The organism is Streptomyces sp. NPDC024687 (genome assembly GCF_055559055.1).
The window spans coordinates 987,783-1,014,670 of the sequence record NZ_JBVHLJ010000003.1 but is presented as its reverse complement, the minus strand read 5'-3'; the positions used below and the strand labels follow the sequence as shown (position 1 = coordinate 1,014,670).

21 protein-coding genes are annotated in these 26,888 nt (G+C 72.3%); 7 read left to right on the top strand and 14 right to left on the bottom strand.

Annotated features, from left to right (window positions below):
- The first annotated feature begins 24 nt into the window (after positions 1-24).
- The 4 genes from eccE (at position 25) to ACZ39I_RS16445 (ending at position 5,940) form a co-directional block, all read left to right on the top strand.
- Entirely contained in the window at positions 25-1,356 is a 1,332-nt protein-coding gene (gene eccE, locus ACZ39I_RS16460; RefSeq protein ID WP_467245057.1) for a type VII secretion protein EccE, read from the top strand.
- On the top strand, positions 1,356-2,186 hold the full coding sequence (locus ACZ39I_RS16455; protein WP_467245056.1) for a hypothetical protein: 831 nt from the start codon (positions 1,356-1,358) through the stop codon (positions 2,184-2,186). The genes eccE and ACZ39I_RS16455 overlap by 1 nt, the downstream gene beginning before the upstream one ends.
- Before the next feature lie 137 nt (positions 2,187-2,323).
- Positions 2,324-2,650, top strand: a complete 327-nt coding sequence (locus tag ACZ39I_RS16450; protein WP_467245055.1) for a DUF397 domain-containing protein — start codon at positions 2,324-2,326, stop codon at positions 2,648-2,650.
- A gap of 287 nt (positions 2,651-2,937) precedes the next feature.
- Positions 2,938-5,940 carry an SCO5717 family growth-regulating ATPase gene (locus tag ACZ39I_RS16445; protein ID WP_467245054.1) on the top strand — a complete coding sequence of 1,001 codons (3,003 nt, stop codon included), beginning with the start codon at positions 2,938-2,940 and terminating at the stop codon, positions 5,938-5,940.
- A gap of 70 nt (positions 5,941-6,010) precedes the next feature.
- Here the strand turns inward: ACZ39I_RS16445 and ACZ39I_RS16440 are convergent, their stop codons facing one another.
- The 9 genes from ACZ39I_RS16440 to rimP form a co-directional block, all read right to left on the bottom strand.
- Positions 6,011-6,961, bottom strand: coding sequence for a bifunctional riboflavin kinase/FAD synthetase (locus tag ACZ39I_RS16440; RefSeq protein ID WP_467245053.1), 951 nt, complete (start codon positions 6,959-6,961; stop codon positions 6,011-6,013).
- Positions 6,962-7,119: 158 nt separating this feature from the next.
- Positions 7,120-10,500 (bottom strand): trypsin-like peptidase domain-containing protein, encoded by a 3,381-nt coding sequence (locus tag ACZ39I_RS16435; protein ID WP_467245052.1) that lies wholly within the window; start codon positions 10,498-10,500, stop codon positions 7,120-7,122.
- Positions 10,501-10,756: 256 nt separating this feature from the next.
- Complete coding sequence (gene truB, locus ACZ39I_RS16430) at positions 10,757-11,662, bottom strand: tRNA pseudouridine(55) synthase TruB (protein ID WP_467245051.1); 906 nt, start codon at positions 11,660-11,662, stop codon at positions 10,757-10,759.
- Positions 11,659-12,111, bottom strand: coding sequence for a 30S ribosome-binding factor RbfA (gene rbfA / locus ACZ39I_RS16425; RefSeq protein ID WP_352389516.1), 453 nt, complete (start codon positions 12,109-12,111; stop codon positions 11,659-11,661). The genes truB and rbfA overlap by 4 nt, the downstream gene beginning before the upstream one ends.
- Before the next feature lie 32 nt (positions 12,112-12,143).
- Positions 12,144-12,437, bottom strand: coding sequence for a DUF503 domain-containing protein (locus ACZ39I_RS16420; protein WP_352389515.1), 294 nt, complete (start codon positions 12,435-12,437; stop codon positions 12,144-12,146).
- A gap of 136 nt (positions 12,438-12,573) precedes the next feature.
- Entirely contained in the window at positions 12,574-15,738 is a 3,165-nt protein-coding gene (gene infB, locus ACZ39I_RS16415) for a translation initiation factor IF-2 (RefSeq protein WP_467245050.1), read from the bottom strand.
- A gap of 147 nt (positions 15,739-15,885) precedes the next feature.
- The gene (locus ACZ39I_RS16410; protein WP_467245049.1) at positions 15,886-16,182 is read right to left on the bottom strand and encodes a YlxR family protein; all 297 of its coding nucleotides are present in this window, start codon (positions 16,180-16,182) and stop codon (positions 15,886-15,888) included.
- Positions 16,183-16,297: 115 nt separating this feature from the next.
- The gene (nusA, locus tag ACZ39I_RS16405; protein ID WP_352389512.1) at positions 16,298-17,284 is read right to left on the bottom strand and encodes a transcription termination factor NusA; all 987 of its coding nucleotides are present in this window, start codon (positions 17,282-17,284) and stop codon (positions 16,298-16,300) included.
- Positions 17,285-17,286: 2 nt separating this feature from the next.
- On the bottom strand, positions 17,287-17,802 hold the full coding sequence (rimP, locus tag ACZ39I_RS16400) for a ribosome maturation factor RimP (RefSeq protein ID WP_467245048.1): 516 nt from the start codon (positions 17,800-17,802) through the stop codon (positions 17,287-17,289).
- A gap of 175 nt (positions 17,803-17,977) precedes the next feature.
- Between rimP and ACZ39I_RS16395 the strand changes: the two genes are divergently transcribed.
- From ACZ39I_RS16395 to ACZ39I_RS16385, 3 genes are read left to right on the top strand one after another with little or no spacing between them, the layout of a single operon-like run.
- Positions 17,978-18,514 (top strand): hypothetical protein, encoded by a 537-nt coding sequence (locus ACZ39I_RS16395; protein ID WP_467245047.1) that lies wholly within the window; start codon positions 17,978-17,980, stop codon positions 18,512-18,514.
- The gene (locus ACZ39I_RS16390; RefSeq protein ID WP_467245046.1) at positions 18,511-18,972 is read left to right on the top strand and encodes a ferritin-like domain-containing protein; all 462 of its coding nucleotides are present in this window, start codon (positions 18,511-18,513) and stop codon (positions 18,970-18,972) included. Before ACZ39I_RS16395 ends, ACZ39I_RS16390 begins: the two co-directional genes overlap by 4 nt.
- An 18-nt stretch (positions 18,973-18,990) precedes the next feature.
- On the top strand, positions 18,991-19,881 hold the full coding sequence (locus ACZ39I_RS16385; RefSeq protein WP_467245045.1) for an aminoglycoside phosphotransferase family protein: 891 nt from the start codon (positions 18,991-18,993) through the stop codon (positions 19,879-19,881).
- Positions 19,882-19,937: 56 nt separating this feature from the next.
- On the opposite strand, the gene ACZ39I_RS16380 is transcribed toward ACZ39I_RS16385, so the two are convergent.
- The 5 genes from ACZ39I_RS16380 to ACZ39I_RS16360 all read right to left on the bottom strand — a co-directional run bounded on the left by ACZ39I_RS16380 (position 19,938) and on the right by ACZ39I_RS16360 (position 26,642).
- Positions 19,938-21,641 carry a proline--tRNA ligase gene (locus ACZ39I_RS16380; RefSeq protein WP_467245044.1) on the bottom strand — a complete coding sequence of 568 codons (1,704 nt, stop codon included), beginning with the start codon at positions 21,639-21,641 and terminating at the stop codon, positions 19,938-19,940.
- 188 nt (positions 21,642-21,829) lie between these two features.
- Complete coding sequence (locus ACZ39I_RS16375) at positions 21,830-22,360, bottom strand: GNAT family N-acetyltransferase (RefSeq protein WP_393604401.1); 531 nt, start codon at positions 22,358-22,360, stop codon at positions 21,830-21,832.
- A 77-nt stretch (positions 22,361-22,437) separates the two neighbouring features.
- The gene (locus ACZ39I_RS16370; RefSeq protein WP_467245043.1) at positions 22,438-23,286 is read right to left on the bottom strand and encodes a GNAT family N-acetyltransferase; all 849 of its coding nucleotides are present in this window, start codon (positions 23,284-23,286) and stop codon (positions 22,438-22,440) included.
- A gap of 145 nt (positions 23,287-23,431) precedes the next feature.
- Positions 23,432-24,589: a flavodoxin-dependent (E)-4-hydroxy-3-methylbut-2-enyl-diphosphate synthase gene (ispG, locus tag ACZ39I_RS16365; protein WP_389999288.1), complete on the bottom strand. Its 1,158-nt coding sequence runs from the start codon at positions 24,587-24,589 to the stop codon at positions 23,432-23,434.
- A 181-nt stretch (positions 24,590-24,770) separates the two neighbouring features.
- Complete coding sequence (locus tag ACZ39I_RS16360; protein ID WP_467245126.1) at positions 24,771-26,642, bottom strand: recombinase family protein; 1,872 nt, start codon at positions 26,640-26,642, stop codon at positions 24,771-24,773.
- Between the last annotated feature and the right edge of the window lie 246 nt (positions 26,643-26,888).

Below are 26,888 nucleotides of genomic sequence, written 5' to 3'. Positions count from 1 at the left end.
AATGCAAAGGGGTTGTACCGGGGGATGAGCACTGCGACCAGGTCCCGGCGCCGTAACGGCAGCCGTCGTACCCAGGAGAACCAGGGGCCAGGGCAGGTGCCGGAACCGGCACAGCGGTCCGCTCCCCCGAGTCCGGCCTCGCCGTCGCTCGCCCGGCGCCCCGGCAGCATCGGCCCCATCCGGGTCCAGCAGCTGATCGGCTTCGAACTGGCCGCCGCCGTCCTGCTCATCGGCTGGCTGCTGCGCCCCATCGGTCTCACCGTCGGCATCGTGCTCGCCGTACCGCTGGTCCTCGCCGGACTGCTGCGCCGGCGCGGCCGCCCGCTGCCCGAGTGGTTCAGCACCGCCCGCGCCCTCCGCGACCGCCGCAGGCGCAACGCCGAGCCCGTGCCCCCCGGCACCGACCCCGGCTTCGCGCCGGCCGTCGAGTGCGACCCGGCGCTGCGCACCTACAGCTTCCAGGACCGCGAGCAGCGCGAGATCGGCATGCTCGGCGACGGTACGTTTCTCACCGCGCTGGTCCAGGTGCAGGCCGCGGACACCCCCCTGCGTCCCTCCTACGGCACCGGCGACATCCCCCTCGATCTGCTGCAGGGCCTGCTGGAGGTGGACGACATCCGGCTCGCCTCGGTCCAGGTCGTCCAGCACACCCAGCCCGCGCCCGCCCCGCACCTGCCCCCGCAGGCCATGGCGGTCCGTTCCTACGGGCCGCTGCAGGCCCAGAGCATGACGCCGGGGCTGCGCATCACCTGGGTCGCGCTCAAGCTCGACCCGGAGCTGTGCCCGGAGGCCGTGGCGGCCCGCGGCGGCGGCATGCAGGGCGCCCGGCGGGCGCTGCTGCGGGTCGCCGACCAGCTGGCCAGCCGGCTCATGGGGGCCGGCATGCAGGCCAAGGTGCTCAGCGAGTCGGACATCTGCGGGGCCGTCGCGACCTCCAGCTGTGTCAACCCGATGGCCACCACCGGCGGTGCCGCCCTGGACGGCAGCCGCTCGGGCCGCCGTACGGCCGAGACCACCCGTACCTGGCGCTGCGACGACCGGCTGCACACGACGTACTGGATCTCCAAGTGGCCGCAGTTCGGCGGCACCGGACCGGCGTTCCCCCGGCTGGTCGGCGCGCTGACCTCCGCGCCCACGCTCGCCAGCACCTTCTCGCTCACCCTCAGCAGGCAGCGCGGCAAGGTCCTGGCCCTGTCCGGACACGTGCGCCTGACCGGCCGCGGTGAGAACGAACTGGGCGAGGCCGCCGAGCACTTGGAGCGGGCGGCATCCGCGTTCAAGGTCGGTCTCGTACGGCTCGACCGTGAGCAGCTGCCCGGAGTTCTGGCCACCCTGCCGCTGGGAGGTACCCGCTGATGTCCGCTCCCACCGTCCGCCCCTCCGGGCGCTCCGGCTTCGGATCGTCGTCGACCCCGGGCTTCCCCGGACAGCGTCCCGGGCATCTGCCCCGCTCCCCCGAGCCCGCCCGGCTCGGTCCCGAGCGGCGGCTGCGCGAGGCCTTCGGTCTGCTCGGTCCCCGGCGTGAGCGTCACCTCGTCGACGCCGACGTCCTGGCGCAGCTGACCCTGCCCGTCGGCGACGACGGTCTGATCCTCGGCATCGACCAGGACAACCAGCCCGCGGTGCTGGGACTGTGCCGCCCCACCCGCCTGGACATGGTGCTGGTCGGCGGTACCTGGATGGCCCAGGTCATCGCCCTGCGCGCGGCGGCGATCGGCGCGCGCGTGGCCGTGGAGACGGCCCGTCCGCAGCTGTGGGCGCCGATGGCGCAGGCGGCCGGCGGCGGCCAGCAGTGCGTGACGGTGCACCAGGTGGGGCGGATCGCCCCGCAGGGCCCGTCCCCGGCCAGCCCGGTGCTCGTCATCCGCGACCTGGGCATCCGCCCGCCGCGCAGCCGTCTGACCACGGCGCCCTGGCAGTCGGTGCTGACCCTGCTCCCCTACCTCGGCCCGACCGCGCCGCGGCTGCTGGCCAACGCGGACGTCGTCGGCGTCCAGCGGATCTCTCCGCAGGAGTCCCAGGTGGTCGGCAAGTCCATGCGGTTGCCCCAGGGCGACGCCGCGTCCCTGCCGTCCCTCGCCGACAACGTCGCCCTGTGGTGCACACAGAAGCACCGGCAGTACGTGATGACCCAGCCCACCGACGCGGAGACCGGCCTGCTCGGGGCGCCCCGCCGTATGGACTGACGGGCGGCCCTGTGGCGCGGCCAAGGTCTCGGCCCCTCACGCGAGTTGGTGACCGAACCGTTGCGCTGTGTGAGGCGGCCCAGGCCAAGTAGGGTGCTCCTGCACGAGGTTCGCTCATGAGAAAGGGCCCGCCGACCATGTCTGACACGGACGACATCGCCGCAAAGACGCCGGACGAGGACGTCAAGGCACGAAAGGCGAGGGAACGGGACGAGCTGTACGCCCTGGACATCTCCGGCGTCGAGTGGCTCAGCGCGCCCGGCACCGAGGAGCACGAGGAACGCGTCGAGATCGCCTACCTCCCCGAGGGCGCGGTGGCCATGCGGTCCTCCCTGGACCCGGACACCGTGCTGCGGTACACGGAGGCGGAGTGGCGGGCCTTCGTACTGGGCGCCCGCGACGGCGAGTTCGACCTGGAGCCCACCTTGCACAACGGCGGACCCACCGCGGAGCAGGCCGAGTAGCGCGGCAGCCGAGCAGGCACCGCGGCCCGGGCTCAGAACACGGACAACCGTCACAAGGCCGACATCAGGGCAGGCACCAGCCCGTTGGGCGCGAGCGCACAGCGAACGGGCCTGCCCCGCCGACGCCTGTGGCGTTTACGCTTGATGCGGGTGCGACGTAGGAACCCACGGGTGGGTTGTTCGCGTCCAGGGGACTTCAGTCGGATCGGACCACAGGAACGGTCGCCCCCAGCCCGGCACATGAGTGCCCACCCGGCACGAGGGTGCTCGACCAACCAGGAGGAATTGTGCAGAGCGATCGGGACGGGCTGCGCGCGGGCTGGACCACGCCCAGCGACGACCAGTCCGACGCGGAGTCCGCCACGGAGATGACGGGCGAGTTCACCATCGACTACGCCGCACCTGCCTGGTACACGCAGAGCGCCGCGCCCGAGGCCGAGCCGGTGCCTCCCGCGCCCGCCCCTGCCCCCACTACGCCTGCACCCCACCCCGGTTACCCCGATACGTCCGGTTCCGCACCGTCGGCGCCCGTCCCCGGCCCGCAGTTCGATCCGTCCGCGGGTGCGGCCGGCGCGACTGCGCCGCCGCCTCCGCCGCCGTGGGCGGGAAACCCCGCGGCCCCACAGCCGCCGGCTCCTCCGCACCCGCAGAGCGGCTACGGCTACCCGCAGCCCCCGGCACCTCCGAACCCCCAGAGCGGCTACGGCTATCCGCAGCCGCCCGCGGCACCCAACCCCCAGAGCGGCTACGGCTACCCGCAACCGCCCGCGGCACCGGCGCCCGTGGCCCCGGCGCCTCCCGCGCCTGCCATGGCGTCTCCGGCGCCCGCTCCCCCGGTCGCCCCCACGCCGCCCGCCGCCCCCACCGCACCCGTGACTCCCGCACCCCCGGGGCCGCCCGCCGCCCAGGGCGCCGACACCGCCGTACCTTCGGCCGGAGGGGACGGGGAAGGCCGTAACGACACCCCGTCCGCCGCCGCTCCGACGACGAGCGCCCCGCAGCCCCCGGCCGCCCCGTCGGCGGACGCGCCCACCGGTCCCGAGCCGTCGGCCTCCGGCGAGGCTCCGCAGGTTTCCCCGGCGTCGGGTGACACCGCACCGGCCGCCCCCGCGCCCGCCCCCGCCCCCGCCCCGAGCGAGGCGGCAGCCGCGTCCGGCGACGACGACGAACCCGGCACCGCCGGCCAGGACGCGGACACCCCCCAGGCCCCGCCGAGCGCGGAGGCGCCGGAACCCCCGGCCGACACCGCCGCCGGTGACGCCGAGACCGGTGCGGAGCCGCAGGCCGCCGCACCGGACGCCCCGTCCGCGCCGACGACCGTACCCGAGCAGCCCCCGGCTGCCCCGGAGCAGCCCCAGCCCGCGCAGCCCTCCGCCCCTGAGCAGCCCGAAGCCCAGCAGGACGGCTGGCGGCCCCCGCCGGCTCCGCAGGGCGCCGTCCCGCCGCTCCCGCCGCAGTTCGCGTCGGCGGACTCCGGCACGGCCCCGCCGTCGGCCCCGGAATGGTCGACCGGCGGACAGCCGCAGCCGCCCGCCGCGTACCCCGGCACCCCGCCCCCGCACGCCCAGCCGACGGCCCCCGCGGCCCCGCCGCAGGCACCGCAGCCGGCGCCCTCCGGCTGGCCGGCCCAGCCGCCGCAGCCCGACGGCCCGGCGGGGCAGGGCGGTTACGGCTACCCGCAACCCCCCGCTCCCCAGCACCCGCAGAGCGGCTACGGCTTCCCCCAGCCCCCGGCCCCGCAGCCCGGCCAGGGCGGCTACGGCTACCCCCAGCCGCCCGCTCCGCCGAACCCGCAGGCCGGTCACGGGTTCCCACAGCCCCCCGCGCCCCCGAACCCCCAGAGCGGCTACGGCTTCCCGCAGGCCCCCCAGCCCGCCCCGGGCGGTTACGGCTACCCGCAGCCGCCCGCCCCGGGCCAGCCCCAGCAGCAGGCCCCGGGCCACCCCGGTCAGCCCATGCCGCCGGCCCACCCGGGACAGCAGCCGCCGCAGGCACCGCAGGCACCCCAGCCCAACCCCTACGCGGGCGCCCCCGGCCAGCCGGGCGTGGATCCGCGTACCGGTGCCGCCTGGCCCGCCGCCGTCCAGCACGACCAGCGTCAGCAGGTCGCCGGCGCGGGTGCGCCGCTCGGCTACAACGCCGCGGTCGAGCTGACCTCCGACCGGCTCGTCAACAGCAAGAAGCAGAAGGCCAAGAGCAGCCGCCCCACTCCCGGTGGGTCGAAGTTCAAGATCGGCGGCAAGAAGGAGGAGCAGGAGAGGCAGCGCAAGCTCGACCTCATCCGCACCCCGGTGCTGTCCTGCTACCGGATCGCGGTGATCAGCCTCAAGGGCGGCGTGGGCAAGACGACCACGACGACCGCCCTCGGCTCCACCCTCGCCACCGAGCGGCAGGACAAGATCCTCGCCATCGACGCCAACCCGGACGCCGGCACGCTGGGCCGCCGGGTGCGGCGCGAGACCGGCGCGACCATCCGTGACCTGGTCCAGGCGATCCCGTACCTCAACTCGTACATGGACATCCGCCGGTTCACCTCCCAGGCGGCGTCGGGCCTGGAGATCATCGCCAACGACGTCGACCCGGCCGTGTCCACGACGTTCAACGACGAGGACTACCGGCGCGCGATCGACGTGCTGGGCCGCCAGTACCCGATCATCCTCACGGACTCGGGCACAGGTCTGCTCTACAGCGCCATGCGCGGGGTCCTGGACCTCGCCGACCAGCTGATCATCATCTCGACGCCGTCGGTGGACGGTGCGAGCAGCGCCAGCACGACGCTGGACTGGCTGTCGGCGCACGGGTACGCGTCCCTGGTCTCGCGGTCCATCACCGTGATCTCGGGGGTGCGCGAGACCGGCAAGATGATCAAGGTGGAGGACATCGTCACCCACTTCGAGCAGCGCTGCCGTGGCGTCATCGTGGTGCCGTTCGACGAACACCTCGCGGCCGGTGCCGAGGTCGACCTCGACATGATGCGGCCGAAGGTCCGGGAGGCGTACTTCGACCTCGCCGCGATGGTGGCCGAGGACTTCGTGCGGGCCCAGCAGGAGCAGGGCCTGTGGACCGGGCAGGGCGGCCACCAGCCGCCGACCATGGCTCCCCCGATGCCGGGTCACCAGCAGGCCCCGGCCGCGCAGCCGCAACAGCCCCAGCCGCCGTTCCAGGGCTTCCCGGGCGCACAGCCCGGCCAGCCGTGGCAGACCGGTCAGCCGGGTCAGCCCGGTCAGCCGCAGCCGGGGTTCCCGCAGCCGCCGTACGACCCGAACGCGGGCCGGCCGCCGCAGCCGTAGCGCAACGGACAAGAGGGCCGGCACCGTGAAGGTGCCGGCCCTCTTGTCGTGTCGTCTGTCGTCCCGTCGGTCAGGCCTGCGCGCCCGCGATCAGCTCACGGCACCGCTGCACGTCGCCGGCCATCGCCTTGAGCAGCGCGTCCAGCGAGTCGAACTTCTGCTGCCCGCGCACATAGGCGAGGAAGTCCACCGCCACGTGCAGCCCGTACAGGTCGAGCCCGACGCGGTCGATGGCGTACGCCTCCACCGTGCGCTCGGTGCCGTCGAACTGCGGGTTGGTGCCGACGGAGATCGCGGCCGGCATCGCCTCGCCCTGGGTGTGCAGCCAGCCGGCGTAGACGCCGTCGGCGGGGATGGCGGTGTGCGGAAGGGTCTCGACGTTGGCGGTCGGGAAGCCGAGTTCACGGCCGCGCTGGGCGCCGCGGACGACCACGCCCTCGACCCGGTGCGGGCGGCCCAGGATCTCCCCGGCGCCCTCCACATCGCCCTCGGCGACCAGACGCCGGGTCAGGGTGGAGGAGAAGGGCTCGCCGCCGCCCGCCGTGCCCGACACGTACAGGTCGACGATCTCGACCTCGAAGTCGTACGTCTTGCCCTGCTCGACGAGGAAGTCGACGTTGCCCGCGGCCTTGTGGCCGAAACGGAAGTTGGGACCCTCGACAGCCGCCTTGGCGTGCAGCTTGTCGACCAGGACCTTGACGACGAAGTCGGCGGGCGAGAGCTTCGAGAACTCCGTGGTGAAGGGGAGGATCAGGAGCGCGTCCACGCCCAGCTCGGCCATGAGCTCGGCGCGGCGGTGGTGCGGGGCCAGCAGCGGCGGGTGGCTGCCGGGGCGGACGACCTCGCTGGGGTGCGGGTCGAAGGTGACGACGACGGAGGGCACGCCCAGCTCGCGCGCCCGGTCCACGGCATGCCGGATGATCAGCTGGTGCCCGCGGTGGACCCCGTCGTAGGAACCGATGGTGACGACGCTGCGCCCCCAGTCCTCGGGGATGTCCTCCAAGCCACGCCAGCGCTGCACTGTGACCGCTCCTCGTCGAACCCGTGTCCGTATTGACTCTTGCGACTTACGCAGGTCTAAGGGTGCCATGCCGCGCGCCCGTCGCTCGCATCGGCATGGGGGCTGTGACCCGACGCACGCGGCCCCGAGGGCTCCGGGGCCCGCCGAACTCGGCGGACTCACGCGGGAACCCGCGCCCCCGCCAGGTTCTCGATCATCCGCCGGGTGCCGGGGCCGACCACCGCAGCCCACTCCTGCGGGCGCTCGGCGAGCCAGCCGGCCACCAGCCCGGCGAAGCCGGGGACCCGCCTGCCGAGGTCGACGAGGCCGCGGTCGAAGCGGGTCGCGCCGTCCGGGGTGCGGACGAGGAGGAGGCCGATGCGGTGGACGAGGTCGCGGATGTCTGCGTCCGCGCGGGCGGCGGCCGCGGGCAGCAGGGCGACCAGGACCGCGGGCTCGTGTTCGTGATCCAGGAGGACGTCTAGGAGTTCCTGGCGCAGCGGGCGGGAGGCGGGGTCGCCGGGCCCTGCGAGTACGGCGGCGAGCGCGGCCCGCACCTCCTGCGGGCCGCCGTCCAGCAGGCCGGTGACCAGCGGGTGGAGCAGGGCCCGGGCGGCGGGGCCCTGGTCGAGGCGCCGGTCGACGTACGCGGCCACGTCCCCGGCCGTCTCCGGGCGCCGCTGCACCGCCTCCCGCACCAGCGCGGCCACCCGGCGGGCCAGGGCGGGCGTGGTGACGTCGGCGAGCGTGCGCAGCACCTCCCCGGCGCCCGGTCTGCGCAGCCGCGCCCGGAAGGCGTCCAGGACCGGTTCGGGGTCGGTGGCGAGCGCGGGGACCAGCGCGCTCGGCGGGAAGTGCGGGTCGCCGGCCGCGAAGTGACCGAGCGCCTGCGGGAGATGACGGGCACGCGTGTGTGGATCGCGGACCAGCAGGGCGAGCGCGCCCCCGTGCAGGGTGCAGTCCTCGGGGCGGGCCAGCAGGGTGAGGGCCGCGTAGCGCAAAAGCTCGCGGTCGGCCTCGGTGCGCAGGTGCGGGGCGGCACGCAGTCCGTACGCCACCGCCGCGACCCGCCGGGCCGGCCGCTCGTCGTGCGCCCACCGGTCCACGGCCCGGCACACCGTCGACGGCTCCTCCTCGGCCAGCACGGCGAGCAGCTCGTCGGCCCGCGGGTGCGCACAGCCGACGAGCACCTCCGCGAGGTCGTCCAGGGCCCGAGTCCGGTGCGTGTGCAGCAGCGCCTGGGCGGCCCTCGCCACGGTGGCGTGCGGGGTCGCGGGCAACGGCCGCTCGTCGTCGAACCAGCGGGTGAGCTGCGGCTGTACGGCGGTGGGGTCGGCGGCGAGCAGCTCCGCGACGGCGTCCAGGAACCGGGGGCCGGGTTCGTGCGGCGGCCCGTCGGCGAGGACGAGACGGCGGAGCAGGTCGAAGCGGGTGCCCTGCGAAAGGCGCAGGGCGGTCCAGAAGGCGGGGCCGAACGCGGCCGGCACCGGTTCCTCCTGGCGGCGCCGGGCCACCAGACGGTCGGCGAGCTGCCGCAGGACACCGGTGTACGGCGTCGCGTCGGGCACGCGCAGCAGGGTCTCGGTGAGCAGACGGGCCGCCCACCAGGAGTGCGGGTCGGCGTCGAGGGCGTGCAGCAACTCCTCGAGCCGGTACGCCAGTTGCGGTGCGCCGTGTTGGCGGGCGACGAGGAGCAGGGCTTGGACGACGGGTCCGATGCGGTGGTGCGGGACGGGAAGGGGGTGTCGTCGGCCGGTGCGGCGGCGGTGGACCAGGGCGCGCAGGGCCTCGTCCAGGTCCAGGTGCATGCCCTGGATCCAGTCGGCGAGCTCCTCGTGGGCGAAGCGGTAGCCGCTGCCGGCAGGGACGAGGAGCCCCTCGGTGAGGACGGCGGAGGCCCAGCCGGTGCCGCCGAGCCGCTTCGGGGCCTGGCCCCAGGGGAACACCGCCTCGAACGACTCCCGGTCGAGTTCGCCCTGGCCGGGGCCGAGGCTGCGGCGGGCGGCCTCGTGGACCTGTCCGGAGACCTTCGCGGCGAGCCGGCGGACGGCGGCGCCGCGCAGGCCGCCCGGGGTGGCCAGCCGTACCGCGATGCGCAGGCACATCAGGTCGAGGTAGGCCTCGAAGACCTGGTCGCGGTCCAGGGGGGCGTGGGGCGCGTACGGGAGGGCGGCGCGGACCTCGGAGAGGAGGCGCAGGGCGAGGGGGTGGCGGGCGTCGGAGGCGGCGAGCGTGCCGTCGGGGAGGGCGTAGCGGGCCCGGGCGCGGCGGGCCTCGTCGTCGGTGAGGTCGCCGAGCCGTACGCAGGGCGGGAAGTCGCCCTCCGGGTCGCCGTGCAGCAGTTCCTTCGGGAAGGCGGCCCCCTCCCAGTACTCCGCCCGGCACGCCACCACCAGCCGCGCCCCGGTCTCCCCCAGCCACTTCGCCGTGCCCTCGGTCCACTCGGCGAGGCGGTGGGCCAGGACCGTGGGCATCTCCTCGGGACCGTCGAGGAGGAGGAACAGGGGGCGGCCCGCGGTGCGGGAGAGCCGGGCCAGCCGCTCGGGGCTGATGTCGCCCAGGTCGGCGGGGACGGTGTCGGCGGAGGCCGCCACGATCCGGGCGGCCCTGGTGAGCGCGCGGCTGGCCGCGTCGGCCACCGAGGTGTCGGTGGCCTCCAGGTCGGCGCCGCGCAGCCAGAGCGTGGGGGCCGGGGCGGGGCCGCGGTGGCGGTGGTCGGCGAGGGCCGCGAGCTGTGTCGTACGGCCGCTGCCGGGCGGTCCGACGAGGCCGAGGACGAGTGCCGGACCTTCGGTGAACGCGGCGAACTCCCTGGTGACCGCGGCTCGTTCGACCGGCGCTGTCCGGTCGTCCGGGGATCCGTGACCGGCCGGGCCGTCCTGACCCACCGAGGTGGCCGTCAGCTCCAGTACACCGGCGAGGTTGAGGTCGGCGCCGTACGCCGGGACCGTCGCGGCGTTCTCCGCGAGCAGGTCGGCGAGGGGGCCGGTGCGCAGGGTGCCGATCGGGACCGCGTAGCCGCCGGCGCTGTGGGCGCTGTGCAGGGCGGTGCCGAGGACGGCGACCACCGCGCCGGTGGCGGCGTCGAGCACGGGCCCTCCGGCGGCCCCGCCGCCCGGCCGCAGCGCGTCCCGGCCCGCGGTGCCGATCGCCAACTCCAGTGCGCCCTCGAGGAGATGGCTGCGGTCGGTGGCCGTGTAGGTCACGGCGGCCGCACCGAGGACCCGGGCCTCGCGCCAGCAGCCGGCGGGAAGCCTCACATAGGCGCCGGTCTCGACGGTGTCGCGCACGGAGAAGGGCAGCGGGTCCACGGCGAGGCCCTCGGTCCGCACGAGTGCCAGATTCAGCCCGGGCAGCGGGGTCACCGCGTCGGCGCCCACCTCGCAACTGCGGTCACCGGCCCGCAGAACGAGCCGGGCCGACCCGTCGACGCTCTCGTGACTGGTGACGACGGTGCCGTGATGGTCGGCGACGAAGCCGGTTCCGCGCAGCCGCCCCGCCGGATCGTGGATCCGCACGAGTTCCACGGCTCCCTGGACGGAGTCACCCCCTGCCGCCATGGCCGACCTCCCCGCCGTACGCACGTTCCTGTTGTCGACGGTAGGCGTGCGGTGATCAGCGGGACAGAACGCGTCGTGAACGCGCCCCCTTCCACACCCCCGGTTCACTCCGAGCGCCTGCCCGCGCGGGTGAATGGAAGGGGGACGGCGGATACACCCTAGGGGTGGGGGAACCGAGGGGGGACCGTGGAGCGGCGGCACAACCCCGTGATCGCCGCTCCACGGGCAGACGGCCTCGGTGCCCCACGGTCAGGCGTCAGCCGAAGACGGCCAGGCTCTTCGCCTTGCCCTTGTGTTCCTCGACCAGCGCCAGGAAGTGGCCCTCGGGGTCGAAGACGGCCACCGTGCCGGCGCCCGCGTACTCGTCGGGCATGTCGAGCCGTACGCCGTTGGTGAGCAGCTTGGCCCGGCGGTCGTCGACGTCCCAGCGCCGGAAGGCGGCTGCCGCGGCCTCGGCGATCGGCATCACCGTCAGCTCCTGCTGGAGCTGGTCGAGGGTCTTGGCCGCGTCCAGCTTGTACGGGCCCACACGGGTGCGGCGCAGAGCCGTCAGATGGCCGCCCACTCCCAGGCCCGCGCCCAGGTCCCGGGCGAGCGCCCGGATGTAGGTGCCGGAGGAGCAGACCACCGACACGACCAGGTCCACGACGGCCGTGCCGTCCTCGGCGACCGCGTCCCGGACGTCGTGGACCGCGAAGGACGAGACGGTGACGGGACGGGCCGGGATCTCGAAGTCCTCGCCCTCCCGTGCCCGCTTGTACGAGCGCACCCCGTCGATCTTGATGGCGCTGACCTTGGACGGCACCTGCATGATGGCGCCGGTCAGCTGGGCGATCCCGGCGTCGACGGCGTCGCGGGTGACCTTCGAGGCGTCGACCGACCCCGTGATCTCGCCCTCGGCGTCGTCGGTCAGGGTCGTCTGGCCGAGCCGGATCGTGCCCAGGTACTCCTTCTCGGTCAGCGCGAGGTGCCCGAGGAGCTTGGTGGCCTTCTCGACTCCGAGGACCAGCACACCCGTCGCCATGGGGTCGAGGGTGCCGGCGTGTCCGACGCGGCGGGTCCTGGCGATCCCGCGCATCTTGGCGACCACGTCGTGCGAGGTGAAGCCCGACGGCTTGTCGACGATGACAAGGCCGTCGGGCGTCCGGTTCTTCTGCGTCATTCGGCGGCGTCGTCCGTCTCGTCCTCGTCGTCCGGCTTCCGGTACGGGTCGGCGTCGCCGGCGTACTTGGCGCCGGCCGAGACCTCGCGCACCTTCTCGTCGGACTGGCGCGCCTTGTCGAGGAGGTCGTCGATGGTCTTGGCGGTGTCGGGCAGGGCGTCGGCCACGAAGGTCAGCGTCGGGGTGAACTTCACGCCCGCCGCCGCGCCGACCGCGCTGCGGAGCACGCCCTTGGCGCTCTCCAGTCCGGCGGCCGCGGCCGCCCGCTCCTCGTCCCCGCCGTACACCGTGTAGAAGACGGTCGCCTCCCGAAGGTCACCCGTGACCCGGGTGTCCGTGATGGTGACGTGTGAGCCGAGCCGCGGGTCCTTGATCCCGCGCAGCAGCTTCTGGGCCACCACCTCTCGGATGAGGTCCGCCAGCCTCTTGGCGCGCGCGTTGTCGGCCACTGGTCCGTCTCCTTAAGTACTTACTTCTTGCTTCAGTCTTCGTCGCTGTGGAGCCTGCGTCGAACCGAGAGCAGTTCCACCTCGGGCCGCGCCGCGACCAGCCGCTCGCAGCGGTCCAGTACGTCGCTGAGGTGTCCCGTGTCCCCCGAGACCACCGCGAGCCCGATCTCGGCCCTGCGGTGGAGGTTCTGGTTGCCCGTCTCCGCCGCGCTCACCGCGTACTTGCGCTGGAGCTCGGCCACGATCGGACGGACGAGAGAGCGTTTCTCCTTCAGCGAGTGCACGTCGCCGAGGAGCAGGTCGAAGGACAGAGTCCCCACATACATACGTGTCCGGATGTCCCGCCGGTTCGGGGTACGGGCGCCACGCTTCGACGCCGATACGGGAACCGTACACGCAACGGCCGGGGCCGATCGACGGATATTACGTCCGCCGACCGGCCCCGATCGCGTGCTGTGACGATCAGCCTCGCGGCTTCTCGCGCATCTCGTACGTCGCGATGACGTCGTCGACCTTGATGTCGTTGAAGTTGCCGAGGTTGATACCGCCCTCGAACCCTTCGCGGATCTCGGTGACGTCGTCCTTGAAGCGGCGCAGACCGGAGATGGTGAGACTCTCCGCGACCACCTTGCCGTCGCGGATGAGGCGCGCCTTGGTGTTGCGCTTGACCTCGCCGGAGCGGACCAGGACACCGGCGATGTTGCCCAGCTTGGACGACTTGAAGACCTCGCGGATCTCCGCCGTACCGAGCTCGACCTCTTCGTACTCCGGCTTGAGCATGCCCTTCAGGGCCGCCTCGATCTCCTCGATCGCCTGGTAGATGACCGAGTAGTAACGGACATCCACACCCTCGCGCTCGGCCATCTGCGCGGCACGCCCTGCGGCGCGCACGTTGAAGCCGATCACGATGGCGTCCGAGCCCATCGCCAGGTCCACGTCCGACTCCGTGACCGCACCGACACCGCGGTGCAGGATGCGGATGTCGACCTCTTCGCCGACGTCGAGCTGGAGCAGCGAGGACTCGAGAGCCTCCACCGAACCGGACGCGTCGCCCTTGATGATGAGGTTGAGTTCCTGCACCAGACCGGCCTTGAGGGCCTCGTCCAGGTTCTCCAGGGAGAACCGGACTCCGCGCCGGGCGAAGTTGGCGTTGCGCTCACGCGCCGCGCGCTTCTCGGCGATCTGGCGGGCCGTACGGTCCTCGTCGACGACGAGGAAGTTGTCGCCGGCGCCCGGGACGTTGGTGAGACCGAGGACGAGGACCGGAGTCGACGGACCCGCCTCTTCCAGGTTGTCGCCCTTGTCGTCGAGCATCGCGCGGACACGGCCGTACGCGTCGCCGACCACCATGGTGTCGCCGACCCGCAGGGTGCCTCGCTGGACCAGGACGGTCGCGACGGCACCGCGGCCGCGGTCGAGACGGGACTCGATCGCAATACCCTGCGCGTCCTGCTCCGGGTTGGCCCGCAGGTCGAGCGAGGCGTCCGCGGTGAGGACCACGGCCTCCAGAAGAGCCTCGATGTTGAGGCCCTGCTTGGCGGAGATGTCGACGAACATGGTGTCGCCGCCGTACTCCTCGGCCACGAGGCCGTATTCGGTCAGCTGACCGCGCACCTTGGTCGGGTCGGCACCCTCGACGTCGATCTTGTTGACCGCGACCACGATCGGCACGTCGGCCGCCTTGGCGTGGTTCAGCGCCTCGATCGTCTGGGGCATCACACCGTCGTTGGCCGCCACCACGAGGATCGCGATGTCGGTCGACTTGGCACCACGGGCACGCATGGCGGTGAACGCCTCGTGACCCGGGGTGTCGATGAAGGTGATCTTGCGCTCTTCGTCGTTGACCTGAGTCGTGACCTGGTACGCACCGATGTGCTGCGTGATACCGCCGGCCTCGCCCGCGACGACGTTCGTCTTGCGGATGGTGTCGAGGAGGCGGGTCTTGCCGTGGTCGACGTGACCCATGACGGTCACGACCGGCGGACGCGCGACGAGGAACTCCTCGCCACCCTCGTCCTCGCCGAACTCGATGTCGAAGGACTCGAGCAGCTCGCGGTCCTCCTCCTCGGGGCTGACGATCTCGAGGACGAAGTTCATCTCGTCCGCGAGGAGCCTCAGCGTCTCGTCGGAGACGGACTGCGTGGCCGTGACCATCTCGCCGAGGTTCATCATCACGCCGACGAGCGACGCCGGGTTGGCGCCGATCTTCTCGGCGAAGTCGGTGAGGGAGGCACCGCGCGACAGGCGGACGGACTGTCCGTTGCCGCGAGGCAGCATCACACCGCCGACCGACGGGGCCTGCATGGCCTCGTACTCCTGGCGCCTCTGCCGCTTCGACTTGCGACCGCGACGCGCGGGACCGCCGGGACGGCCGAAGGCGCCCTGCGTGCCACCACGGCCACCGGGACCACCGGGACGACCGCCGAAGCCGGGACGACCGCCGCCGCCACCGCCGGGACCACCGGGACGACCGGCGAAACCGCCGCCACCGCCACCGGGACCACCGGGACGACCGGCGAAACCGCCGCCACCGCCACCGGGACCGGCCGGACGACCGGCGAAGCCGCCGCCACCGGGACGACCGCCGCCACCGCCACCGGGACGACCTGCGCCGCCCGGACCGCGACCCCCACCGGGGCCACCGCCGGGACGCGGGCCGGCAGCGGGACGCTGCGGCATCATGCCGGGGTTGGGACGAGCGCCGCCGGGACCGCCGCCGGGACGGGGACCGCCGCCCTGCGGACGGGGCATGCCGCCCGGGGTGGGACGGGCGCCGCCCGGAGACTGCGGACGGGGACCGCCCGCCGCGCCCTGGGGACGGGGACCGCCCTGGCCCTGACCCTGCGGACGCGGAGCGCCGCCGGGAGCGCCACCGGGGCCACCAGGGCCGCCGGGACGCGGGGCACCGCCCGGACGGGGCGCCTGCGGGCGCGCCATGCCGGTGGAGCCACCAGAGGTGAAGGGGTTGTTGCCCGGACGGGGACCGGCCGGACGAGCACCGGGACGTGCGCCCTGGCCGCCCTGACGCGGAGCGCCGGGACGGTCGCTGCGCTCAGTGCGGCCCTGGCCACCACCCTGGCCGGGACCACCGGCCGGACGCGGGGCGCCCGGACGCGGGGCCTGGCCGGCCGGACGCGGAGCACCGGGACGCGGGCCGGAGCCCTGACCCTGGCTCTGCCCCTGGCTCTGGCCCTGGGAGGCCGGTGCGGCGGGAGCCGACGGCGGTGCCGTGAACTCGGGCGTGGTCGGAGCCGGGGACGCCGGGGCGGGCCGCGGCGCGGGCTTCGGGCCCGGGGTGGGACGGGGGCCGGACGAGGCCGGCGCGGCAGGAGCCGCGGGCGTCTCGGCGGCGGCCGGCTTCGGGGCCGGCGGGCGCGGGGCGGCCGGACGGGCGGCCTGCGCGGGAGAGGGGGCCGCCGGACGAGCCGGGGCGGCCTTGCGTGCGGGGGCGGGCTTGCCGCCTCCGTTGCCCTGCTGGAGGGCGTCCGTCAACTTACGGACAACGGGCGCTTCGATGGTCGAAGACGCCGAACGGACGAATTCACCGAGTTCTTGGAGCTTGGCCATGACGACCTTGCTCTCCACTCCGAACTCCTTGGCGAGTTCGTATACCCGGACCTTAGCCACTTCGCTCCTTTTAGGTCCGGGTTGCGTCCGGACCGTCGCTACTTCATGGGCGTACTCATCGCGTGCTCATCGAGTGCTCATCGCAATCTCGACCTACTTCCAACTCGCGGGGTACCAGGGCCGCACGGGGGTTCCGCGCGACGCTTCTTACGGTGTTGCCTGCTCGCAACTGTCTGTCTGCTCGACGTACTGGCGCAACGCCTTTGTGTCGAGTGCTCCCGGGGCGCGCAACGCCCTCGTGAACACCCGGCGGCGTACCGCCTGGTCGAGACAGACCAGGGTGGGGTGGATGTACGCACCCCGGCCGGGCAGCGTACCGCGATGATCGGGGACGCATGCGTCCTTGATCGCCACGATGCGCAGCAGATCGGTCTTGGCCGCTCGCTGCCTGCAACCCACACAGGTGCGTTCAGGGCATGCTCGGGCGGGCGTCCGGCCAGACACTCTTAAGTCTACCTCCCCGTAGCGACCTCACCCCTTGGGGGCAGCGATCGAACGGTTGTTGTCGTGATCTAAGCCACGTACGGCTTGGATCTATTCCCTGCCGCCGGTCCCGGCGCTACTCGCCGGCCTGCTCGGTGTCCGGACGGATGTCGATCCGCCAGCCGGTGAGCCGGGCCGCGAGGCGGGCGTTCTGCCCCTCCTTGCCGATGGCGAGGGAGAGCTGGTAGTCGGGGACGGTCACCCGCGCGGAGCGGGCGGCCATGTCCACGACCTCGACCTTGGAGACGCGGGCCGGCGAGAGGGCGTTCGCCACCATCTCGGCCGGGTCGTCCGACCAGTCGACGATGTCGATCTTCTCACCGTTCAGCTCGCCCATGACATTGCGCACACGGCCGCCCATGGGGCCGATGCAGGCGCCCTTGGCGTTCAGACCCGAACGGGTGGACCGTACGGCGATCTTTGTGCGGTGACCGGCCTCACGGGCGATCGCGGCGATCTCGACGGACCCGTCGGCGATCTCCGGCACCTCCAGGGCGAAGAGTTTCTTCACCAGATTGGGATGCGTGCGCGACAGGGTGACGGACGGACCGCGGACACCCCGCGCCACCCGTACGACGTACGACCGGAGCCGCATGCCGTGCGGATAGGTCTCGCCGGGCACCTGCTCCTGCACCGGCAGGATGGCCTCCAGCTTGCCGATGTCCACGAGCACGTTCTTCGGGTCGCGGCCCTGCTGGACCATGCCCATGACGATGTCGCCCTCACGCCCCGCGTACTCGCCGAGCGTCGCGTCGTCCTCGGCGTCGCGCAGCCGCTGCAGGATGACCTGCTTGGCGGTGGTGGCGGCGATACGGCCGAAGTCGGACGGGGTGTCGTCGAACTCCCGGGGCTCCTGGCCCTCTTCGAGGTCCTCGGGGTCCTCCTTCGCCCACACGACCACGTGCCCGGAGTCCCGGTCGAGTTTCACGCGCGCGTGGCGGTGGCTTCCCTCGGTGCGGTGGTAGGCGATGAGGAGGGCCGACTCGATCGCCTCGACCAACAGGTCGAAGGAGATCTCCTTCTCCCGAACCAAGCCCCGCAGGGCACTCATGTCGATGTCCACGGCTACGCCTCCTCTTCCTGCTCGTCCTGCTGCTCTTTGCTGTCCTTGCGGCTGAACTCGACCTGCACGCGCGCCTTGTCGAAGTCGGAGAAGGCGAGTCTGCGGGCGGTGGCCTTGCGGCCCTTCACACCGGGCACCTCGAGGTCGAGGCCGTCGTCGTCGACCTTCAGGATCCTGGCGACCAGTTCGTCGCCCTCGGTCAGCTGGAACTTCACCAGCCGGTCCACGGCGCGCACATAGTGCCGGTGCTCCTTGAGGAGGCGCTCCGCGCCCGGGGTGCCGACCTCGAGGGTGTACTCCCCCGCGCCCATCGCGTCGGTCTCGTCGAGCTTCGCCGAGAGCGCGCGGCTCACATCGGCGATCTGGTCCAGGTCGGCACCGGTGTCCGAGTCGACGACGACGCGCAGCACTCGCTTTCGTCCTACGGAGTCCACTGCGATCTCTTCGAGATCCAGACCCTGGGAGGTGACGAGCGGTTCCAGGAGCTCTCGCAGCCTCTCGCTCTGGGTGGTGCTCATCCGGGTGACTCCTCGGCCGCGTGTGCTGTTGTGGGTAGGTCGCGTGTCTGGTCAAAGGGTATCCGGTCGCGGAGGGTGTTGCCGTCCAGGTGACCCCGGATGCGCGGGTACCGTGATCGCCGGCGGGCCCGACCTCCCGCCCGTGTGTTCGTACGAGCTTTTGAGGACGTCTGTCGTGCCGTACCCTCCTTCGCCGCGCGTCCCCTCGGGGCCCCGCAGAAGATCCCTGCTCGCCTCGGTCGCCGGGGGCGCCCTTCTCGTCGGGTGCTCCGACGGGACCGGAAGCGGCGATGAGGGCACCGCCGGCAGCCCGTCCGTCGTCGAGCGGGCACGCGAGCGTGCGGCTCGGGACAGCCAGGGGATCGTCGGGCGGTACGACGCCGTCCTCGCCGCCCATCCGGCGCTGGCGGGACTGCTGGGGCCTCTGCGGTGGGAGGCCGCGCGGCACGCGGAGGCGTTCGCGGCAGGCACGGCCGCTCCCACAGCCACCGCTTCCCCGGCCCCGTCCTCGCCTCCGTCCTCGTCCCCTCCGATGCCTGTTCCCACGGCCGAGAAGGACGCCCTCGCCCAGCTCGCCGCCGCCGAGCGGGCGCTCGCCGACCGGCGGGCCAAGACGCTGCTGGACATGCCGGGTGAGCTGGCCCGCCTGCTGGCCTCGGTGGCGGCGGCCGGCGCGGCGCACGCCTATCTGCTGACGGAGGGTGCCCGATGAGCGACAAGCAGGAGCTGGAGGCCCTCCAGAAGGCGCTGGCCGCCGAGCACGCCGCCGTCTACGGCTACGGCGTCGTCGGCGGCCGGATCCGCGAGGACCGGCGCGTGGAGGCCAGGGCCGCCTACGACGCCCACCGAGCCCGCCGGGACGCCCTGGCGCGCGAGGTGCGGGGCCTGGGCGGGACGCCGGTGGCTGCGGCGGCGGCGTACGCGCTGCCCTTCCCGGTGCCGGACTCGGCCGCGGCCGTGCGGCTCGCCGCCGGCCTGGAGGACCGGGTGGCCGGGGTGTACTCCGACGTGGTGCGGGCAACCGGGGGCGAGCGGCGCAGCACGGCCGCCGAGGCGCTGCGGGAGGCCGCGGTGCGGGCCGTGCGCTGGCGCGGCGAGAGCGTAGCCTTCCCTGGGCTCGCCGAGCGGGCGACCACGGGCTCGCCCTCGTCCTCCGCCTCGGTTTCTTAGGAAGGGAACGACTCGCGCATGGCTTTCGAACCACCGCAGCGGTTGGTGCGGGCGCTCGGTGAGAGCGTGCCGGACGCCGACGACTGGGTGGACAAGCTGCCCGAGACCGCCGGACAGGCCGTCGCGCTGCGCGAGTTGACCGTGGAGCGGGTCCAGGTGCCCGGCGGGCGCAGCAGCCTCGTCGTGCTCGTGCGGCGGCCCGACGGGACGCCGGCCGTGCTCAAGCTGGCCCCGCCCCGGGCCCGTCCCGAGAGCGAGCGGGCGGCTCTCGCGCACTGGGACGGGCGGGGGGCCGTACAGCTGCTGGAGCCGTTCGTCGCCGAGGGTGTACTGCTGCTGGAGCGGCTGCATCCCGATGTCTCCGTGCGGTCGCTGCCGGAGGCGAAGGCGTTGCTGGAGGCGGCGGGGGCGCTGCGGCGGCTGTGGGTCCCGCCGCCCGAGGGGCCGGTCTTCGAGACGGTGGCCGAGCGGACCGGGCGGCAGGCCGCCGCCATGCGCGGTGCTCCCGCACAGGTGGCGGGGCTGGTGGACGCGGCTCTCTCGGCTCGGGAGGAGCTGCTGGCCGCACCGCCCGAACTGCGGCTGCTGCACGGGACGTTCCGGCAGAGCAAGGTGCTCGCGGGCGAACGGTCCCCCTGGCTGGCCGTGGGACCGGATCCGGTCGTCGGGGAGTGCGCGTTCGACCTGGCCCGGCTCGTGCGGGACCGGGTGGAGGACCTGATCGCCACGCCTTCGGGGGCGGCGACGACCCGTCGGCGGATCAAGCGGCTCGCGGAGTCGCTGGAGGTGGACCAGGAGCGGTTGCGGGGGTGGACGCTGTTCCGGGCCGTGGAGTCGGGGGTCCGGGCGCTGCGGGTGGGGCGGCCGAAGGATGCCGAGCTGCTGCTGGAGTTCGCCGGGTGGCTCTGAGGCCGTAGGGCGGCGGCCGCCGACGCGACCGCCGCCCCACGCTGTTTCTCAGACAGTCAGGCGCTCAGGCGGGCGATCGCCTCGTCCACCGTCAGCTCCTCGCGCTCACCGGTGCGGCGGTCCTTGAGCTCCAGGACCCCCTCGGCGGAACGACGGCCCGCGACCAGGATCTTCGGTACGCCGATCAGCTCGGAGTCGGTGAACTTCACGCCCGGGGAGACGCCGGCGCGGTCGTCGACGAGGACCCTCAGGCCCGCCTCGCGCAGCTTCTCGGAGACGTCGAGGGCCAGTTCGATCTGCAGGGCCTTGCCGGCGGCGACGACGTGCACGTCGGCCGGGGCGACCTCGGCGGGCCAGCACAGGCCCTTGTCGTCGGCGGTCTGCTCGGCGAGGGCGGCGACCGCGCGGGAGACGCCGATGCCGTAGGAGCCCATGGTCACGCGGACCGGCTTGCCGTTCTGGCCGAGGACGTCGAGCTTGAGGGCGTCGGCGTACTTGCGGCCCAGCTGGAAGATGTGGCCGATCTCGATGGCGCGGTCCAGCTTGAGGCCGGTGCCGCACTTCGGGCACGGGTCGCCCTCCTGGACGACCACGACGTCGACGTACTGGTCGACCTCGAAGTCACGGCCCGCGACGACGTTCTTCGCGTGCGTGTGCTCCTTGTTGGCGCCCGTGATCCAGGCGGTGCCGGGGGCCACGCGCGGGTCGGCGATGTACTTCACCTTCTCGCCCAGGCCCTGCGGACCGACGTAGCCGCGGACGAGGTCGGGGCGGCCGACGAAGTCCTCCGCCGTCACCAGCTCCACGGCGGCGGGCGCGAAGTGCGCCTCGACCTTGTCCAGGTCGACCTCGCGGTCGCCGGGGACGCCGACGGCCACGATCTCGCCGTCGACCTTCACGAGGAGGTTCTTGAGGGTGGCGGAGGCCTCGACGCCGAGGTGGGCGGCGAGGGTCTCGATGGTCGGGGTGTCCGGGGTCGGGATCTCCTCGAGGGCCGGGACGGAGGCTCCGTCCACGGGCCTCAACTCGTACGTGATCGCCTCGGTGTTGGCCGCGAAATCGCAGTTCGGGCAGTCGGCGAAGGTGTCCTCGCCGGCCTCGGCGGGAGCGAGGAACTCCTCCGACTTGGAGCCGCCCATCGCGCCGGCGGTGGCGGCGCAGATGCGGTAGTCGAGGCCGAGGCGCTCGAAGACCTTCTGGTAGGCCTGGCGGTGCAGGGCGTAGGACTGGGCCAGGCCCTCGTCCTCGGTGTCGAAGGAGTACGAGTCCTTCATCAGGAACTCGCGGCCGCGCAGGATGCCGGCCCGGGGGCGGGCCTCGTCACGGTACTTGTGCTGGATCTGGTACAGGATGACCGGCAGGTCCTTGTAGGAGGACGCCTGGTCCTTCACCAGCAGGGTGAAGATCTCCTCGTGCGTCGGGCCGAGGAGGTAGTCGCCGCCCTTGCGGTCCTGGAGGCGGAACAGCTCGGGGCCGTACTCGTCCCAGCGGCCGGTGGCCTCGTACGGCTCCCGCGGCAGGATGGCGGGGAGCAGCACCTCCTGGGCGCCGATCGCGTCCATCTCCTCGCGGACGATCCGCTCGACGTTGGCCAGCACCTTCTTGCCGAGCGGCAGCCAGCTCCAGATGCCGGCGGCGGTACGGCGGACGTACCCGGCGCGCACGAGCAGCTTGTGGCTGAGGACCTCGGCGTCCGCCGGGTCGTCGCGCAGCGTCTTCGCCATCAACTGGGACATGCGCTGGACCGGTGCGTTGGCCATGGTTCTCGTACTCCTGCCGGAAAAGGGTGATGGCTGGGGTGCCCGGCAGACTCCCGCCGTCCGCCCGGAGGGCGGCCCCGGCGGCGTCCGCTGCGAGCGTGCGTGCCGGGCGTCGCCGGGCAGGCGGGAATGTGTCGGGCACCCCCAGGAGGTTAGCCGGGCGGGCTGTAGGGGTGGAAATCCGGTGTTCAGTGGCGGCGCAGCGGGAGGGGGGCGCCCATCACGGCGTACGGCTTCGGGGCGCTCGGGAAGAGCACCTGGCGGGCGAGGTCCTGGTAGCCGAGGGAGCGGTACAGGCCGCGGGCCGGGCTGTCGGTGTCGATCGCGGAGAGGATCGAGCGGGGCTCGGTGGCGCTGTCGGTGATGGTGGTGATCAGGGTGCGGCCGATGCCCCGGTTCTGGTGGTGCGGGTGGACGTGCAGCTCGGTGATCACGAAGGAGTCGTCGAGCCAGATGTCGTTGTGCTGGGCGCGCAGGTAGGGCTCGACGACGGTGGACCACCAGTGGGTGCGGTCGTTGGGCATGCCGTACACGAACCCCACGAGATGGCCGCCGACCGTCGCGCCGAGGGCTCTGGCGCCGGGGTAGGTCATGTGGCGGAGGACGATCTGGCGGCGGACCGCTACCTCGTCGGCGCCGAGGCCGAAGGCGATGGCCTGTACCGCGAGGGCCTCGTCCACGTGGGCGGACAGGTCCAGGGGGCCGATGACGAGGTCCATGCGGGGAGCGTACAGGGGAGTTCCGGTCGTGTGCCGGGTGCGGGTGGCTGCGGGCCGTCCGGTGACTGCGGGCCGGTTCAGAAGAGGACGCTCATGAAAGCGCCCACTTCCCGGAAGCCCACCCTCTTGTACGTCCTTCTCGCCGCCGTGTTGAAGTCGTTGACGTAGAGACTGACCACCGGGGCCACGTCCGCGAGGGCGTAGCGCAGTACCGCCGCCATCCCCGGCGCGGCCACTCCCCTGCCGCGGTACTCGGGGGCCACCCAGACGCCCTGGATCTGGCAGGCCCGGTCCGTCGCGGCGCCGATCTCCGCCTTGAAGACGACCTTGCCGTGTTCGTCGAGGCGGGCGAAGGAGCGGCCGGAACCGACCAGTTCGGCGACGCGGGCCTGGTAGAGGAGGCCGCCGTCACCGGCCAGCGGGGAGACGCCGACCTCTTCCGTGAACATCGCCACGCACGCCGGCATGATCGCCTCCATCTCGTCCTTGCGGATGCGGCGGACGTACGGATCCGGGGCTGTGTCGGTGGGCATGCGGTCGGTGACCATGAGGGGCTGGTGGGCACGGACGTCCCGGGCCGGGCCCCAACTGTGTTCCAGCAGGCGCCAGAGCTGCGCGGTGGGTTCGGCGGGACCGACGATGGAGGAGCACCGGCGCCCGGCCCTTCTCGCCCGGTCGGCGAAGGCACGGACGGCTCGCGGGGTCGCGCAGATGGGGACGAGGTTGGCGCCGGCGTAGCAGAGGGACGTGAGCATGCCGTCCTCGTACCAGCCCCACATCTCGCCGCCGAGTCGCCAGGGGTCGAGTCCGGCGACCTGGACCCTCGATGTCACGAAGGCGTTCGCGACCGGATCGCGGTACAGGACGGCGAGCGCGGCGTCCAGGTCGCTCGGTTCGAGGACCCGGGAGGTCGTCTGGGTCAACACGGGCGGGCCTCACACTGGGGTCTGCTGATCTCCGCACTGTACCTGCGGAAGCCGGGCCGCGCCGCCCTGCGTTCGGTTACCGCTCGCTCAGCAGTGGCCCAGGCGTGCCCTGCCCGTTGAGGGCTGACGCCCCGGACTTTTCGGATCAGCCCGCGACCGACACCGAGGGCTCCCCGGAGGAGACCCCCTCCGCCTCCATCTGCTCGGCCAGCTTCATGGCCTCCTCGATGAGGGTCTCCACGATCTTGGACTCGGGGACGGTCTTGATGACCTCGCCCTTGACGAAGATCTGGCCCTTGCCGTTGCCGGAGGCGACGCCGAGATCGGCCTCGCGGGCCTCGCCCGGGCCATTGACGACACACCCCATGACGGCGACGCGGAGCGGGACATCCATGCCGGTCAGGCCCGCGGTGACCTCCTCGGCCAGCTTGTAGACGTCCACCTGGGCACGGCCGCAGGACGGGCAGGAGACGATCTCCAGGCCGCGCTGCTTGAGGTTCAGGGACTCCAGGATCTGGTTGCCGACCTTGACCTCCTCGACGGGGGGTGCCGAGAGGGAGACGCGGATCGTGTCGCCGATGCCCTGGGAGAGCAGCGCGCCGAAGGCGACCGCCGACTTGATCGTGCCCTGGAAGGCGGGGCCGGCCTCCGTGACGCCCAGGTGGAGCGGGTAGTCGCACTGCGCGGCCAGCTGCTTGTACGCCTCGATCATGATGACCGGGTCGTTGTGCTTCACCGAGATCTTGATGTCCCGGAAGTCGTGCTCCTCGAAGAGGGACGCCTCCCACAGGGCCGACTCGACGAGCGCCTCCGGGGTCGCCTTGCCGTACTTCTGGAGCAGGCGGCGGTCCAGGGAGCCCGCGTTCACGCCGATGCGGATCGGGGTGCCGTGGTCGCGCGCGGCCTTCGCGATCTCCTTGACCTTGTCGTCGAACTGCTTGATGTTGCCGGGGTTCACCCGGACCGCCGCGCAGCCCGCCTCGATGGCGGCGAAGACGTACTTGGGCTGGAAGTGGATGTCGGCGATCACCGGGAGCTGCGACTTGCGGGCGATGGTGGCGAGGGCGTCGGCGTCGTCCTGGGTCGGGCAGGCCACGCGGACGATCTGGCAGCCGGAGGCCGTGAGCTCGGCGATCTGCTGGAGCGTGGCGCCGATGTCGGACGTACGGGTCGTCGTCATCGACTGGACCGAGACCGGGGCGTCACCGCCCACCGCGACCGTGCCAACCTGGATCTGCCGGCTCTTCCGGCGCTCGGCGAGCTTGGTCGGAACGGACGGCATGCCGAGAGAAATCGCAGTCATCTGCTGTGCAACCCCAAGTCGTGGATCAAGGTCCAGGTCCCGTCAGCGGCGGGCTCCAGGCTTCGAGATTACGGCACCGACAGGGGCACGAGCACATCCCGGCCCTCAAACCCACCCAACGGATGGTGGCCCGGCATGAACCACACCGGGCCACCGCCAACGCCGTACGACTAGGAGATTTTCACTGGGTTAACTGCGCGGGCACCCAGCGAGATATCGGACTGCGGCTCAGCCACAGGACCCGAACTGATGGACAGTGCCGGAGCGGTTGCGTGGCTCGGCACGGGAGTGCCCTCTCCCTCCTCACCGAGGATCTCCACGATCTCCGCCCACACACCGTCCGCCAACCAGGTTCGCTGCCGGAACCGGACTTTCCAGGCTCGCCGAAACGCTCCGGAAGATCCCGCCACAGGATCCCTGTGCGCAGACGATGAAGTATCCCCGTGAGAGCAGCCCGCAGATCGAGCGGCGAACGGAAATGGTGAGGCCGGTACCTGGAGCGGAGCAACTCGTCGATGCGAGCCCACAGACTGTCTGTGGGATCGGCAGGAACAAGCACCCCTGTCCGCTCATGCCACTGGGCGGCCGAGCACTTCGTCCCCTCGCGGTACCGAAACTCCGCATCCACGATGTCGACTCGTACGTTGAGCTGCTCGATCAGGCTTCGCTGCTCCGAAGGCAGCAGTGCCTGACTGTCCGGTACGGCTGCCCCTAGGACATCCGTGAGCCGGACATCCTTGAGGACTCGAACCTCAAGCTCCGCCAGCCAGTCCCGCGCGTGGGCAAGGACTCGCTCCAACGCCCCCTGGTCAGCTTCAAGTTGCCGCAGCGCAGCGGCAACGACACGACTGTGCTGGGCCTGGCACCGCAATCCGTCCAGCTCCTCCGCACACTGCGCGACAAGCCGCTCCAGGCACCTCACTCGTTCGGCATGCAGGTTCAGTCGCCTCTGCGCCTCGGAGGCAGCTGGGAGCATCGGCCGAGCATGGGGTGACATGGATGCCAGCAGAGTATTGACGTGTCGTGCCACCTGTTCCTCGACGTGATGCGCACGCAGGTAGAGGCAACCGCAGGGGACCTTTTCCTGCCATCCCGAACAGCGGTACGTCCGCACCCCGTCGTTGCTGCGGAAGCACCCGACGTACGGCCGTCCACACGGCCCATGGATTCGCCCGGTGAGCGGATACTCCCCCAAGGGATTCCTGCGCGGACGGGCCAGCTCCGCCAGCGCTCGCTGAAAGGCACGGGTCCGGTCCGCCGAGAGGATCGGAGGCAGCGGAATCGACACGCTCTCGCCATACAAAGGCCGTCCGGAGCCATCAAGCCTGGTGCAATGGTCGCCCCACTGCTGGTCGGAGCGGCGAAAGACGGCCTCTCCGAGAAACGCCGCGCTCTTCAGCCGTCGGTGAAGGTTCGCCCTCGTCCAACGCCTGCCGCTGCGTGTGAGAACGCCCCGCCTGTTCAGTTCCTCGGCAAGGTCCGTGAGGGTCCGGCCACCTTCGATCACAAGGTCTGCCAAAAGCCTCACCACGGCGGCCTCAGTCGGATCGGCCTCGAGAGTCGATCCGAAGGCGCCTTTCCCACTGATTCTGTAACCATAGGGGGCCGGACCGCCCGGCCAACCGCCGCCCACTGCCTTGAGCTGCCGACCTGACTGGGTTCGGGTGACGATACGGCCGTAGTCCGCCTCTACTGCCTGTGCCAGCCGGTCGATCGTTAGCCACCTGTCGAGTCCCGGTTCCCCCAATGCCTGGTCGCAGCACTCAAGTACGGCCCCGGCATCCTCGATCTGCCAGAGACAGCACCAGATGGCCGCTTCGGTCCGCCCCAAACGGTCAAGGCTGGACACGAGTACGACATCGACCCGGCCTGCGGCGATTTCCGTGAGCAGCTCATTCAGTGCAGGCCTCGAAGTCGTCGAGCCTGATTCGCCGAGGTCTTCCCAGGACCCAGCGAACCTCCACGCCGAGCGCTTCTCCACGAACGTTCGAGTGGCGTCGGCCTGAGCCGGAATTCCGTACCTTCTCTTCTGCTCCGCTGTCGAGACCCGCATGTACGCGGCGACGGCGAGCGCCTCGGATCCTTTGCCCTTGTCTTCTGCGCAGGGCGCAGTACCTTGCTGCATGTCAGTCCCTTCGAGACTGGCCAGACCCCAGGGTGTTGGCGCACCGCTGGGGTCATCCATGAACAGCAAGAACGTACGAAGTGCGCACCTGCTCCGTACGAATAAGCCTCGCCTTTCACCCGTCTGAGCTACACGAGCGAAAGGCGAGGCGTTATTCAGGAGCGTGATAGAAAA